Source organism: Mesorhizobium sp. M0626, assembly GCF_040320665.1.
In the GTDB taxonomy this organism is placed as follows: domain Bacteria; phylum Pseudomonadota; class Alphaproteobacteria; order Rhizobiales; family Rhizobiaceae; genus Mesorhizobium.
Genome location: NZ_JAMYQD010000005.1, coordinates 91,735 through 105,127, shown reverse-complemented (window position 1 = coordinate 105,127; position 13,393 = coordinate 91,735). Strand labels below are relative to the sequence as shown.

Annotated in this window: 12 protein-coding genes; 10 read left to right on the top strand and 2 right to left on the bottom strand. The window is 63.5% G+C overall.

Going from position 1 to position 13,393, the window contains the following annotated elements:
* Positions 1 to 6: 6 nt before the first annotated feature.
* The 10 genes from cpaB (at position 7) to NKI37_RS07635 (ending at position 10,183) form a co-directional block, all read left to right on the top strand.
* The gene (cpaB, locus tag NKI37_RS07680; RefSeq protein WP_023681601.1) at positions 7 to 912 is read left to right on the top strand and encodes a Flp pilus assembly protein CpaB; all 906 of its coding nucleotides are present in this window, start codon (positions 7 to 9) and stop codon (positions 910 to 912) included.
* Positions 913 to 990: 78 nt separating this feature from the next.
* A complete protein-coding gene (locus tag NKI37_RS07675; protein ID WP_352535529.1) occupies positions 991 to 2,391 on the top strand; it encodes a type II and III secretion system protein family protein in 1,401 nt (466 codons plus the stop codon).
* A gap of 4 nt (positions 2,392 to 2,395) precedes the next feature.
* Positions 2,396 to 2,662, top strand: a complete 267-nt coding sequence (locus tag NKI37_RS07670) for a hypothetical protein (protein ID WP_352535530.1) — start codon at positions 2,396 to 2,398, stop codon at positions 2,660 to 2,662.
* A gap of 44 nt (positions 2,663 to 2,706) precedes the next feature.
* On the top strand, positions 2,707 to 3,921 hold the full coding sequence (locus tag NKI37_RS07665; protein ID WP_023667601.1) for a CpaE/TadZ family protein: 1,215 nt from the start codon (positions 2,707 to 2,709) through the stop codon (positions 3,919 to 3,921).
* Positions 3,918 to 5,339: a TadA family conjugal transfer-associated ATPase gene (locus tag NKI37_RS07660; RefSeq protein ID WP_023667600.1), complete on the top strand. Its 1,422-nt coding sequence runs from the start codon at positions 3,918 to 3,920 to the stop codon at positions 5,337 to 5,339. Before NKI37_RS07665 ends, NKI37_RS07660 begins: the two co-directional genes overlap by 4 nt.
* Positions 5,340 to 5,343: 4 nt before the next feature.
* Positions 5,344 to 6,309 carry a type II secretion system F family protein gene (locus NKI37_RS07655; RefSeq protein WP_023688292.1) on the top strand — a complete coding sequence of 322 codons (966 nt, stop codon included), beginning with the start codon at positions 5,344 to 5,346 and terminating at the stop codon, positions 6,307 to 6,309.
* A 1-nt stretch (position 6,310) separates the two neighbouring features.
* Positions 6,311 to 7,276, top strand: a complete 966-nt coding sequence (locus NKI37_RS07650; protein ID WP_023725707.1) for a type II secretion system F family protein — start codon at positions 6,311 to 6,313, stop codon at positions 7,274 to 7,276.
* Positions 7,277 to 7,422: 146 nt separating this feature from the next.
* The gene (locus tag NKI37_RS07645; protein ID WP_352787221.1) at positions 7,423 to 8,259 is read left to right on the top strand and encodes a PA3715 family protein; all 837 of its coding nucleotides are present in this window, start codon (positions 7,423 to 7,425) and stop codon (positions 8,257 to 8,259) included.
* Positions 8,260 to 8,392: 133 nt separating this feature from the next.
* Positions 8,393 to 8,863: a hypothetical protein gene (locus NKI37_RS07640; protein ID WP_023667596.1), complete on the top strand. Its 471-nt coding sequence runs from the start codon at positions 8,393 to 8,395 to the stop codon at positions 8,861 to 8,863.
* A gap of 678 nt (positions 8,864 to 9,541) precedes the next feature.
* Positions 9,542 to 10,183, top strand: a complete 642-nt coding sequence (locus tag NKI37_RS07635; protein ID WP_352787220.1) for a GGDEF domain-containing protein — start codon at positions 9,542 to 9,544, stop codon at positions 10,181 to 10,183.
* Between the two features lie 12 nt (positions 10,184 to 10,195).
* On the opposite strand, the gene gcvP is transcribed toward NKI37_RS07635, so the two are convergent.
* Positions 10,196 to 13,006, bottom strand: a complete 2,811-nt coding sequence (gene gcvP, locus NKI37_RS07630) for an aminomethyl-transferring glycine dehydrogenase (RefSeq protein WP_352787219.1) — start codon at positions 13,004 to 13,006, stop codon at positions 10,196 to 10,198.
* A 17-nt stretch (positions 13,007 to 13,023) separates the two neighbouring features.
* A complete protein-coding gene (gcvH, locus tag NKI37_RS07625) occupies positions 13,024 to 13,392 on the bottom strand; it encodes a glycine cleavage system protein GcvH (protein WP_023725711.1) in 369 nt (122 codons plus the stop codon).
* Between the last annotated feature and the right edge of the window lies 1 nt (position 13,393).

The window sequence follows — 13,393 nt, the reverse complement described above, 5'->3', positions numbered from 1 at the left end:
ATAACGATGATTGGCATCGCTGCCGTCTTCGGCGCGATTTCAATCTTTGCCGCGGATTTCTGGGTGAAAAGCCAGGCCAAGGCCGATGCCGAAGAGAAAACGGCGTCGATCCCGGCGCCCGCCGTCCCCAAGGTCGTCTTCAAGACCATCGTGGTGGCCAACGCGCCGCTGCGTTACGGCATGGAGCTTGACCGGGCGCAGCTCAGCGAAATCCCATGGTCCGAGGATTCGGTGCCGCAGGGCGCATTCACCACAGTCAATGCATTGCTCGCCGAAGGCAGCCGCGTGGTATTGTCGCCGATCGAGATCAACGAGCCGGTGCTGATCAGCAAATTGTCGGGGCCGAACGGCCGCGCGACGCTATCCAACATGATGACGCCCGGCATGCGGGCGGTGACAATCCGCACCGACGAGATCGCCGGTGTCGGCGGCTTCGTCATGCCGGGCGACCGGGTCGACGTGGTGCTGACACGCGATGCGGGCGAAATCCAGGAAGTGGCCAAGAACGCGCAGGGCGCTGCCGGATCGACCGTTACCTCCGAGATCGTCGTCTCCGACGCCAAGGTGCTGACCGTGGGGCAGGGCGCCGACGAGCGCCAGACCACACCGCAGATCGCCAATTCCGTCACCATCGAGGTGACGACCGAAGGCGCGCAGAAAGTGGCGCTTGCCCGCACCGTCGGCACCTTGTCGCTGTCGCTCCGCTCGGCCGCAGACGGAGGGGCCGCCAAGGACGGCGTCACCACCATCTCGTCCTTCGGCGGATCGGTCGCCTCCGGCGTCCAGGCCGCTGCCGGCGCGCTGTTCACTGCCGCGACCAAGGAGCCTGAGAAGCCGAAATTCAAGACGATCATCGTGACGCGCGGCACGCAGGTCGAAGAATACCAGGTTCCTGCGCGGGACCAGCAATAACTGCCGGTGGGGACCGGGCGAGGGACGGGACAGATGTCGGGACTTCATGCATTTCAGACGACGAAAGGACTGCGCCCAATGCGGGCGCTCGCGATAGCGGCTTGCCTCGCCGCGGCCGCAATGCTCGGCCTCAGCGCGCCAGCCAAGGCCGACAACGATATCGTCCATGTCTCGTCGACAACGAATGCGTCGATCAAGGTGGCCAAGGGCAAGCCGAAGACGGTCATGACCAATGCCGCCTTCTATCAGATCGTCATCGGCGATCCGGAGATCGCCAACGTCAATCCGCTGACCGACAAATCCTTCTATGTGCTGGGCAACAATCTCGGCACCACCGGCATCGCGCTGTTCGACGAGAACAAGCAGTTGGTCGGCACCGTCGACATCGAGGTGACGCTGGACACCGACCAGCTGGCCAGCACCATTCGCGCCAGCGTGCCGGACGCCAAGATCAAGGTCGGCTCGGCCAATGGCCGCGTCGTGCTGTCGGGCGAGGCCGATGACGCGGTCGCCGCCGAGAAGGCAAGCAAGATCGCCAGCCGCTTCTCCGGCAATGAAGAAGTGATCAATTCGGTCAACATCTCGTCCTCGCAGCAGGTTCAGCTCAACGTCCGCTTCGTCGAGATCAATCGCCAGGCCGGACAGGATCTCGGCGCCAAATACAGCGCCAATTTCGCTTACGGCATTGGCGGGCGCGACGTCACCCTCGAGCCGGGCTCGGTGCCGGGAGCCGGCAATGGCGAGATCATCGGCCGGCTGCTGTCCAACGGCCTGTCGATCGACGTCGCCATCAAGGCGCTGGAGGAACGTGGTCTCGCCAGGCGGCTGGCCGAGCCGAACCTGATCGCCCGCTCGGGCCAGACGGCAAGCTTCCTCGCCGGCGGCGAGTTCCCGATCCCGGTCTCCGAGGACAATGGCAAGATTTCCGTCAGCTACAAGAAATACGGCGTCAGCCTCGACTTCACGCCGACGGTTCTCAAGGACGGGCTGGTGAGCCTCGACATCGCGCCGGAAGTGTCCTCGATCGACGCTTCGGCCTCCTACAATATCGGCAATATCTCGGTCCCGGGCTTTATCGTGCGCCGCGCCAAAACATCCGTCGACCTGAAGAATGGCCAGAGCTTCATGATCGCCGGCCTGCTGCAGTCACAGAACGACATTACCACATCGCGTCTTCCCGGCCTCGGCAAGCTGCCGGTGCTCGGCTCGCTGTTCTCCTCCAAATCCTATCAGCGGCGCGAGACCGATCTGGTGATCATCGTCACCCCCTATCTGGTCAAGCCGGTCGATCCGTCGAAGAAGCTGCTCGAGCCGACCGACGGCACGCAGCCGGCCAGCAATGTCGACTATTTCCTCAACAACACCGAGGAAGTGAAATCGTCCGAAGCCAATCGTGCAGTGGCAATGGCCAGCGGCAGTACGGCACAGCCGGCCGCGGTCACCACCGTCGGGCATTTCCTCGACCTGCCGAAGGATTGAAGCCATGCGCGTGGAATCATGCATCGCCCTGCTGCTCGCCGGCCTCGCCAGCGGCTGCACCAGCGACGACTATGTCCGCTCCGAGGGACCGACGATTGCCGCCGGCAACGCACAGGCCGCCAATACGGCCATGCAGATGGTCGATCCCTGGAAATACGGCGTCCAGAACACCAGGCTGCTGGTGCCGGCGCAGCGCAGTGAGGCGGCAGTCAACGCCGCCGACCAGGCTGCTGCCGCCAAGGCCGTGCAACCGACAGCGACAACCGATTGATTTGCCCGGTGATTTGACCGGGAATGACCTGACAGGCTGACAAAATGGCAAGCGGCATCAAGACCAAGAAGATCCTGCTGGTGTCCAGCGACCGGACCTTTGCGCAGGATACGCGCACCGCGTTCGCGGCCTCGGAGGTGATCCAGCTTTCGACCGTCGAGAAGAACATTACCGAACTGCGCGGCGAGGTACAGGAAGCCGATTTCGGCGCGCTCATCGTCGACATGGATGCGGCAAAGCTGGAAGAGATCGAGTCGCTGCAGCGCATCATGCGCCGGCTCGAAGGCCGCGTTCCCGTGGTCGTCGTCACCCAGGAATTCAACGCCGCCGCGGTGCGCATCCTGGTGCAGCTCCAGGTCGCTGATTTCCTGGTCAAGCCGATCACCACCGCCGATCTGGTGCGGTCGGTCGTGCGCGCGCTGCAAGGGCCGGGGCGCGAGGAAAACACCGAGTCGCAGATCTATACCTTCATGCCGGCCGCCGGCGGCGTCGGCACCACGACGCTGGCGCTGCAGACCGCCTTCCAGCTGCATCATTCGGTGACGCGTGGCGCGTCGACCTGCGTGGTCGACCTCAACTTCCAGCAAGGCGCCTGCGCCGAATATCTCGACCTGGAGCCGCGCTTCGACATCACCGAAATCGAGAACCAGCCCGAGCGCCTCGACCGTCAGCTGCTGGACGTGATGCTGTCCAAGCATGCGAGCGGGCTCTGCGTGCTGGCGGCGCCCACGCATCCGTCGGAAATGCGCTCGTTCAAGACCGATGTCGTGGTGCGCATGCTCGATCTCGTCTCGGCCTATTTCGACAACGTCGTCATCGACATGCCGCGCACCTGGTTTCCGTGGACGGAGACGGTGCTGCTCGGCTCCAACAAGCTCTACATCGTCGCCGAAATGACGGTGCCATGCCTGCGCCACACGCAGCGGCTGATCCAGGCGGTCTACGAGACGGCCGGCAAGGAAGTGAAGCCGAACGTCATCGTCAATCGTTTCGAGCAGAAGATGTTCGACAACGGCATCAAGCAGGCGGATGTCCAGGAAATCCTCGGCGAGCATTTCGTCGGCGGCATCTCCAACAATTACCGGCTTGTGCGCGAAGCGGTCGACCGCGGCGTGCCGCTGCATGAGATCGATCCGAACGCCAATGTCGTCAACGATCTGAAGAGGATCATCCTGCCGGAAGAAGCCGTCGTGACGCCGGAGAAATCGCGCTCGCTGTTCGGCATCGGCAGGGGCCTCCTGAAGAGGAAAGCCGGATGACCAGCCGCTTCTCGACCCTGCAGAACCGTGACGTCCGCGCGCTGAAGCCGGCCGAGGCGGCGCCGGTCGCGCATCACGCCGTGGTCATCCCGACGAACCGCAAGGCCTTGCCGCCGAAGCCGGAGACAACACCGGGAAAAAGCGCCAACAAGGTGCTCGATGCCCGCGTGCGCATCCACCGGCTGCTGCTGGAGGAAATCAACCTGGTCGCGCTGGAGCGCCTGCCCAAGGATGAGATGCGCCGGCAGGTGCAGGAGTTCGTGTCGGAAAAGACCCGCCAGGAGCGTATGGCGATCAACACCGTCGAACTTGAAGCGCTGGTCGATGACATCGTCGATGAGATGGTCGGCCTCGGCCCGCTGGAACCGCTGCTCAAGGACCCCGACATCAACGACATCCTGATCAACGGCCACCAGAACTGCTTCGTCGAAAAACGGGGCAAGCTGCAGCAGGTCCATATCCCGTTCAAGGACGAGGCGCACCTGTTGCGCATCGTCAACAAGATCGTCGCCGCCGTCGGCCGCCGGGTCGACGAATCGCAGCCGATGGTCGATGCCCGCATGCTCGACGGCTCGCGCTTCAACGCCGCCATTCGCCCGGTCGCCGTCGACGGGCCGCTGGTGTCGATCCGCAAGTTTTCAAAGAACAAGCTCGGCCTGCACAAGCTGGTCGAGTTCGGCGCCATCACCCAGAACATGGCCGAGGTGCTGGCGGCTGCAGTCCACGCCCGCAAAACGACCATCATCTCGGGCGGTACCGGCACCGGCAAGACGACAATGCTCAACGCATTGTCAGCCTTTATTCCGGAAGACGAACGGTTGATCACCATCGAGGACGCGGCCGAACTGCAGCTGCAGCAGCCGCATGTCGCGCGCATGGAAACGCGCCCCGCCAACATCGAAGGTCATGGCGAGCTGAAGCAGCGCGACCTGGTCAAGAACGCGCTGCGCATGCGCCCTGACCGCGTCATCCTCGGCGAGTGCCGCGGCGAGGAGGCCTTCGACATGCTGCAGGCGATGAACACCGGCCATGAAGGCTCGATGGCGACCATCCACGCCAACACGCCGCGCGACGCCATTTCGCGCCTCGAGCAGATGCTGGGCATGACCGGCATGCCGATGACGGTGCAGTCGATCCGCAGCCAGATCGCCAGCGCGCTCGACCTTATCGTCCAGCTGACGCGACTGTCGGACGGCAAGCGCAAGGTGACCAGCGTCGCCGAGGTGACCGGCATGGAAGGCGACGTCATCCAGATGCAGGAGATATTCCGCTTCGTGCGCACCGGCATGGAAGCCGACGGCAAGATCCTCGGTCACTACGAGGCGACCGGCATTCGCCCGCGTTTCCTCGAGGACCTGCGCAATATGGGCATTGAATTCCCCGGCAAATATTTCGAACCCGGCCGGCCGCAGGAGTAGCCGGGTGTTCGAGAATTTCAGCCCGATCTATGTCGTCTATGCCGCGGCAGCGCTGACCGGCATCATGATCGCCGAAGGCTGCTATCTGCTCTATGCCGGCCGCAGCGACAAGCGCCTGGCTATCAACCGGCGCATGAAGCTGCAGGAAAACAAGATCAGCCAGGAACAGGTGCTGATCCAGCTGCGCAAGGAACGCGGCCTCGATTCCGGCACGTCATTCTTCTCGCCCGACCGTTTTCGCGCGCTGCGCACGCAGTCTGGCATGGTGATGCCCTTGCCGAAATTCCTGACGATGACGACGGGCGTGGCGCTGGCGATGATGCTCGTCGCGCTCTGGTACGGCCTGCCGCTGTTGCTCGCCATTTTGCTGTTTGTGGTGCTGACAGCGCTGCTGCCGGTAATTGTGCTGCGTTCCAAGCGTGCCCGGCGGGTGAAGCGTTTCGGCGTGCAGTTGCCGGAGGCGCTGGAATTGATCACGCGCGGCTTGAAGGCCGGGCATCCGGTTCCGGTGGCGATCTCCATGGTGTCGCGCGAGATGCCCGATCCGATCGGCACCGAATTCGGCGTTATCTCCGACGAGGTGACTTATGGTTCCGACCTGGTTTCGGCGTTGAATTCACTGTTTGATCGCGTCGGCCAGGAGGATCTGCCGCTGTTCGTCACCGCGGTTTCCATCCAGACGAGTTCGGGCGGCAATCTGCGCGAGATCCTCGACGGGCTGTCGACGACGATCCGCGAACGCGGCAAGCTGCGCCGCAAGGTGCGCGCCATTTCGACCGAGGGTCGTATGTCGGCCTATATCCTGACGGCGGTGCCGGCGCTGCTGTTCGCCGCCATCATGGTGATGATGCCGCAATTTTATCAAAGCGTCTGGGATGTGCCGAAGACCTGGTATCTGCTGGGCGGTTCGGTGACATGGCTGATGCTGGGCAACATCATCATGTTCAAGATGTCGAACTTCCGGTTCTGAGATGGAGCAGGTGATCCAGTTTCTTGCCTCGCTGGCGCCGACGTCGCTGATGCCGGTAGCCGCGATGCTGCTGGCGTTGGGCGGCAGCGCGGTGGCATGGCCGCTGGTGGTGGCCAAAGGCGACCGCAACGATCTCAAGCGCCGGCTCAAGATCGACGACAGCAAGACTCCCCAACAGGCCGAGGTGGCGCCGAAGAAGAACCAGAGCGTCGTGCGCGAGAAGGCGGTGAAGCGGGCGCAGGAATTCTACGCCAAGAGCGATCCGGAAAATGTCGCCCGGCTGCGTATGAAGCTGATCCAGGCGGGCTATATGGAGCCGCGCGCGGTCGGCACATTCTTCCTGATCCGCTTCGCCTGCCTGGTGGGCGCAGCGATCGGCGCGTTCCTGGTCAACCATTGGATGGGCAGCGCCGATTCCACCGCGACCAGCCGCTGGACCTTCATCATCCTGTCGGGAGCCGCCGGCTATTTCGTGCCCGGCCTGGTGCTCAGCCAGAAGGTGCGGGAAAAGATGCGCGAATACCGCAACGGCTTTCCCGACTTCATGGATTTGATGATCGTCTGCTCCGATGCTGGCATGAGCATGGAGGCCGGCATCGAGCGCGTCTCGAAGGAACTGGCCAAGACCTATCCGTCGCTGAGCCAGAATCTGCAGCTGGTGTCGCTGGAACTCAGGGCCGGCCGCAGCCTCGACGATGCATTGAAGGCGCTCGCCGACCGCCTCAGCCTGGACGAGGTGCGCTCCTTCGCCACGCTCTTGCAGCAGTCGAAGGAACTCGGCACCAGCCTCGCCGGGGCGCTGCGCGTGTTCTCTGACGAAATGCGCCACAAGCGCATGTCGTTGGCCGAGGAGAAGGCACATGCCTTGCCGGCCAAGATGTCGGTGCCGGTGGTGGTGTGCATCCTGCCGGTGGTGCTGATGATCGCCGTCATCCCGATCATCGTCAAAATGACGGCGGTTCAGTAGATACCAAGGCAGTAGATACCAAGTGGCCGCCCGGCGGCTTTCTGCGGTTACTCACTTCAACTACGCTTCGCCTGGATGTCATATCCGGCCGGTTTGGCCGCTCTCCTTCGGCAAAATCCGAAAAAAGCAAAATGAGTGAGCCGTCCATGCGAATAGTCTTGTGCACCGCCTTCCTCGGCCTCGCCGCGGCCAGTCTGTCGCCGGCCTCGGCCGCGGCCGACGATTGCGGCGACGCTGCCGCTCTGGTGCAGCAGGCATATCCCAAGGCCCAAAAGAGTGCCGATGGCGCCTCCTTCACGCTCGAACCTCATACCAGCATCGCCCAGACGCTTTGGGATGGCGATGCGCCATTCGGCGTGGTCTGCAAGATCTGGCCCGCCCATGACGACCTGTTGTTGGTCGCCGTGCCGCTGATCGACAGCTCCCAATCCAGCGACGACGGGCATGTCGGCGATGTCGAGCTTCTGGTCGTCGACAGGAAGACCCGGCAGGTGCGCCAGCGCCTGCTCCAGCCCGGGCTGATGACCGATGATGCCGTCGGCATCCGCGAGATCGACTTCGATACCGGGCGCTACAGATTGGCGCCCGATGTCGGCGCCTTCGGCCTGCGCATCGACATGGCAAACCATTCGCAGCCGAATCCTTTCAGTGAAACCGACCTGCGGCTCTATGCCCTTGACGGCGGTGCTCTGCGCCTGGTGCTCGACGGCATCATCGTGGCCGGCTTTGGCGGCGAAGGCGACACCAATTGCGCAGGATCCTTTCAATCCAACCGGGTCAGCCTGGCGATGAGCCCGGCGAGACATCACGGCTATCACGACATCACAGTGTTCGAGCGGTTGGACACCGACAATCCGTCTGTCGACAAGAATGGCGAGTGCCAGTCCCATCCCGGCAGGTCCATGAAACGAACCTACCGGCTGCGCTACGACGGCAGGCGCTATCAGTTTCCGGCGGGGCTCAAGGCGCTGGAGCCGGAATAGGCTTCGGTTGGTTAATGGCTTCTGTGCCCGAAACCAAATTTTAGGCGCGTTTCCGCACTGAAGTTTAATCGCCCTGTTGTAGTCTGCTTCCTCAGAGAACGACCCGGTAAATCGGGCGATTGGGGCCAGGGGCATGCGTCACAGAAGTTTCACGGCAATGGCCGCGCTAGCGGCGGTCTTGATGGTCGGCGGCTGCACGACCGACAACGTCGACAAAACCAAGACCACATCGATCCAACCGGTGGCAAAAGACGTCAGCACCTCCGACCTTGCGCAAGGCAAGGCGCAGTTCCGCGAGGCCAATTACGGCCTTGCCGAACAGCATTTCCGCAAGGCCGTGGAACTGAAGGCCGACAGTGCCGAGGGATGGATGGGGCTTGCCGCCTCCTATGACGAACTCGGCCGCTTCGACTTCGCCGACCGCGCCTACGACCAGCTTTTGAAGGTTGCCGGGCGCAAGCCGCAGATTGTCAACAACATGGGCTATTCGCAGCTGCTGCGCGGCAACAAGAAGAAGGCGAGAGCGCTGCTCATGGAAGCAAGGGCCGGCATGGCCGACCCGAGCGTGATCAACGCCAATCTGGCGCTGCTCAACAAGGGCTGAGACTAGGGACACTCGCGTGCCGAGCTTCGCGGGACGGCAGTCGACGCTTTGTAAACCCTGTCGGCAGGTTGCTTTGAAAACCGGCCGAAAACGGTATCTCCGGCCGGTTGCATGCCTATGATGCGCCACAAATCGAAGATCCCAAAGGTTGCCGCTCATCCATGCTGGATTTCAGTTCGCTATTGCTGGCGGCTGCGCTGTCGGGCACATGCCTGAGCGTCACCATGTTTGTGATCTGGTTCACGGCGCCGCGTGCACGCTTCGTGCTGACGGTTGCGTGCGGCATTCTCGTCCTTGTCGCCCACGTCATCGTCTTCTGGCGCTACACGAGGGAGCCCAGTCCGTTGCTTTGTCAGGCAGCGTTGGCGCTGCTCAGCCTCGGTTTCCTGGCGCTTTCACTTTCGGCCATGCAATATCTTGGTGTGCGCAATTTCAGCCGCCTGCCGGCCATGCTCGCGATCGCTGTCTGCGCCGGCGTGACCTATCTCGGTTTCGATGGTGTCGGCTTCATCCTCACCTATACGACGGTAACAGTGCTGCTCGCCTCGATCGGGGTGATGTTCTGGATCAAGGGCGGTCAGGATCGCGGCATCCTGCTGGTCGTTTCGGCGCTAAGCGGCGTCTGCGGCGTATCCTTCGGGCTCTGCGGCGCCGTGCTTCTGGTCAAGGGCCCAGTGGGTGCTCGGCGTCGCACCCGACAATTGGGCCGAGCGGTTGAATTCGGTCGTGGCGGTCGCCTGCATGACGGCTCTCGGCGCGCTGACGCTGTCGCTGCATCATCTGCAGGCACAGATCGAACTGAAGGCCGAGACCCTGACCGACCCGTTGACCGGTCTGATGAACCGGCGGGCTTTGAACTCGCTCTATCGCGAGCGCGTCTTCGGCCCGTTCATGTCGGTCGCCATGTTCGACCTCGACCACTTCAAGCGAACCAACGATGTCTATGGCCATCCCGTCGGCGATCGGGTGCTCTGCCGTTTCGCCGCAGTCATCAAGAAGTATGACAGGGTTGGCGTCGACGCCTTCCGGCTGGGCGGCGAGGAGTTCGCGTTGGTCATGTCTCGGATGACCGAAGACAAGGCCTACGATTTCGCCAGCAGGATCGGCGTCGCCTTCGGCACGGAAGTGGTGCCGACGCCGCGCGGGCCGTTGCGCAGCAGCGTCAGCGGCGGCATTGGCTTTGGCAAGGAAGACGGCAGCAGCCTGGATGAAGTGCTGGCCGAGGCCGACCGGGCGCTCTACGCGGCCAAGAACGCCGGGCGAAATCGCGTGCTTGTCCTCAACGGCAAAGCCGACGGACCGGCCCTGCGCTCAGCCTGACAGGCCAGAGTGTTATTCGGCGGCGCCGAGATATTCCGACAGCGGCGGGCAGGAGCAGACGAGGTTGCGGTCGCCGGCGACATTGTCGATGCGCGAAACCGGCGGCCAGTATTTGGCCGCCGTATCGACATCGCCGGCGGGGTAGGCCGCTTCCAGCCGCGAATAGGGGTGGGTCCACTGGCCGGCAAGGGTTTCGGCCGCCGTGTGCGGGGCATTGACCAGCGGGTTGTCCTCGAGCGGCCATTCGCCCTTCGCCACTTTCGCTGCCTCGCCGGCGATGGCGATCATCGCCTCGCAGAACCGGTCGAGTTCGCGCTTGGGCTCGGATTCGGTCGGCTCGACCATCAGCGTGCCGGCGACAGGGAACGACATGGTCGGCGCGTGAAAACCGTAATCGATCAGCCGCTTGGCGATATCGTCGACGCTGATGCCAGCGCTCTCCTTGAGCACGCGCGTGTCGAGGATGCATTCATGCGCGATGCGATCGTGCCTGCCCTTGTAGAGAAGCGGGAAGTGCGGCGCGAGCCGCGTCGCCACATAATTGGCCGAGATGATCGCCGTCTCCGTCGCCTGCTTCAGGCCGGCGGCGCCCATCATGCGGATGTACATCCAGGTGATCGGCAGGATGGAAGCGCTGCCGAACGGGGCAGCGGACACGGCATGCGCCGAACCTTCGGTGACATGACCCGGCAGATAGGGTTTCAGATGCGCCCTGACGCCGATCGGACCGACGCCCGGACCGCCGCCGCCATGCGGGATGCAGAAGGTCTTGTGCAGGTTCATGTGGCAGACATCGGCGCCGATATCGGCGGGCCGCGCCAAAGCAACCAGGGCGTTAAGGTTGGCGCCGTCGAAATAGACCTGGCCGCCATGCTCGTGAATGAGAGCGCACAGGTGGCGCGCGCCTTCTTCGTAGACGCCGTGCGTCGAGGGATAGGTGAACATCAGGGCTGCGAGATTCTTCGAATGCTCGTTGGCCTTGGCCCGCATATCGTCCATGTCGATATTGCCGTCCTCCAGGCAACGCACGACGACGACGCTCATGCCGGCCATCGCCGCACTCGCGGGATTGGTGCCATGCGCGGACTGGGGGATCAGGCAGATGGTGCGATGGCCTTCGCCACGCGAACGGTGATAGGCGCGGATGGCGAGCAGGCCGGCATATTCGCCTTGGCTGCCGGCATTGGGCTGCAGGCTGACGGCGTCGAAGCCGGTGATCTCCGCCAGCCAGCCTTCCAGCTCGCCGACCATGGCGCGATAACCGGCCGAATGGCTGGCCGGCGCGAAGGGATGCAGGTTGGCGACAACAGGCCAGCTGACCGGCATCATTTCGGCCGCCGCGTTGAGCTTCATGGTGCAGGAGCCCAACGGGATCATGGTGCGGTCGAGCGCCAAATCCTTGTCGGCTAGCCTGCGCAGCAGGCGCATCATGTCGGTCTCGGAGTGGTTTTCGCGGAAAACCGGCTGGGTCAGAAACTCCTTGCCGCGCGGCTTGCCGGGCATCGCGCCGGCCTCAGTAGCGCCGGACTTGGCGCCGAACAGGGCGGCGATAGCCTCGAGATCCGCCTCGGTCGAGGTTTCGTCGAAGGCGATGCTGATGCGGTCGGCATCGATGACGCGCAGCAGCCGGCCACCTTTTTCAGCGGCAGCGGCGATCGAAGCTGCCTTGCCCTTCACTTCGGCCGTCACCGTGTCGAAACGGCTTGAGCCGAGCACGGAAACACCAGCGGTTTTCAGGCCTGCTGCGAGGCCGTTGGCGAGCTCATGGATTCGGGCTGCGATCGCCTGCAAACCAGTAGGCCCGTGCCAGATCGCGTATGCGGTCGCCATGTTGGCAAGCAGCGCCTGCGCGGTGCAGATGTTGGAGGTCGCCTTGTCGCGGCGGATATGCTGTTCGCGCGTCTGCAGGGCGAGGCGATAGCCGGGACGGCCCTTGCTGTCGATCGACTGGCCGACGAGGCGGCCGGGCATCAGCCGGGTCAGCTTGTCGGAGACGGCGCAATAGGCGGCGTGCGGGCCGCCAAAGCCCATCGGCACGCCAAAGCGCTGCATCGGGCCGACGGCGATGTCGGCGCCAAGCCTGGCCGGCGCTTCGGTCAGCGTGAGCGCAAGCGGATCGGCGATGAAGACGACCACGGCGCCGGTGGCGCGAGCCTTCTCGATCGCCGCCTTGTGGTCGCCATAGACGCCAAACGTGTCCGGCCAGGAGACCAGCAGGGCGGCGGTGTTGTCGTCGATGGTCTCGCCATCGATCTCGATGCCGAGCGGCTCCGCGCGGGTGCGCACGACGTCCAGCGTCTGCGGATGCGGCGTGCCGGCCAGCGCCACCTTGGTGCGCTTGTCGCGGTGATGGCGCAGCGCGATGCCGACCGCTTCGGCCACCGCCGTCGCTTCGTCGAGCAGGGAGGCCGAAGCCACCGGCAGGCCGGTCAATTCGGTGACCAAGGTCTGGAAGTTGAACAGCATTTCCAGGCGGCCCTGGCTGATCTCGGCCTGGTAGGGCGTATAGGCGGTGTACCAGGCCGGGTTCTCGAACAGGTTGCGCTGGATGACCGGCGGCACATGGACGCCGTGATAGCCGGCGCCGATGAAGCTCTTCAGCACCCTGTTTTTTGCCATGGTCGCAGCCAATTCGGCCAGCGCTTCGGCTTCGCTCGCCGGCGCGGGAAGGGTCAGCGGCAGATCGAGGCGGATCGACTGCGGCACAGCCTGGCTGATCAGCGTCTCGACAGAGGGAACGCCGATCACGGCAAGCATGGCTCTGACATCGTTTACATCAGGACCGATGTGGCGGGCCGAGAAGGGGGTAAGTGCTGCGCTCATGGCAATAGGTCCTGATATCAACCGATATGGGCTTTGTAGGCGGCCTCATCCATGAGGCCTGCGAGTTGGCCTTCGTCGGCGAGCATCATCTTCCACAGCCAGCCGTCGCCGGTCGCAGCGGAGTTGACCAGCGACGGGTCCGAGGACAGCGCGCCGTTGGCGTCGGTGATCTCGCCATCAACCGGCGCATAAACATCGGATGCCGCCTTGACGGATTCGACGACCACGGCGGTATCGCCCTTGCTGAGCTTCGTGCCGATTTGAGGCAGCTCGACGAAGACGAGATCGCCAAGCTGTTCCTGCGCATAGTCGGTTATCCCGACGGTGGCGATGCCTCCCTCGACGCTCAGCCATTCGTGATCTTGTGTGAAATAGGTTTTTGCCATC